Below are 541 nucleotides of genomic sequence, written 5' to 3'. Positions count from 1 at the left end.
CGTATATCGGCTTTGGTGTAGCGAGTCTGAAAGCCTCTTGTCGTACACTGGCGACGCTTCACGCTGCCTTTACTGATGTACTGGTTGATCAGTCGAGTCACCTGGGCTCTCGAGTAGCCACTGCCAATGGTCAGGTAGCGGCGGATCAAGCCTTTGTCTCCTTTGCTCAGGGAACGGTATTTGAAGTGGCTGAGGGTTAGCTCAATCCAACGGTAACATTCGTCCTTGGAGTCCCAGCCGGGCTCCAGACAGTCTGCTTGTGAAAGGAGGCTTCTTACATCCTCCAGGGTTTTGATGAAGGCTCTTAATGGATTCTGGGGAGCTGGTTGAGGACGAGTTATTTGACTATGAATAGAAGACGTTTTCTTGTACAAAAGTGTCATGAAACTTTATGACCTCCTCGACAACGCCAAGTGCTTTGAACAGATACGCCAGATTCGCTGGCCTGACGGGGTGAAATGCCCACACTGTGCCAGCTCAGACATAACCCGCCAAGGCAAGGACGATTCACAGCCTGACAGACAGAGATATTCTTGTAAAG

The 541-nt window shown here is 50.5% G+C and carries 2 protein-coding genes; one reads left to right on the top strand and one right to left on the bottom strand.

The genetic code is table 11. From position 1 onward, the window contains the following. Positions 1–383, bottom strand: a 383-nt coding sequence (locus WG89_RS03075; protein WP_216638425.1) for a hypothetical protein, incomplete at its 3' end; no start/stop codon positions are given. On the opposite strand from WG89_RS03075, the gene WG89_RS32840 reads away from it, so the two are divergent. Next, positions 382–541 (top strand): transposase (locus tag WG89_RS32840; RefSeq protein ID WP_172806691.1); only part of this gene is annotated, 160 nt, incomplete at its 3' end. The two genes, WG89_RS03075 and WG89_RS32840, sit on opposite strands and share 2 nt — an antisense overlap.

Origin of the sequence: Endozoicomonas arenosclerae, from assembly GCF_001562015.1 — a bacterium.
GTDB lineage: Bacteria > Pseudomonadota > Gammaproteobacteria > Pseudomonadales > Endozoicomonadaceae > Endozoicomonas_A > Endozoicomonas_A arenosclerae.
The sequence above is the reverse complement of the archived record's forward strand: the minus strand, read 5'-3'. Positions and strand labels throughout refer to the sequence as shown.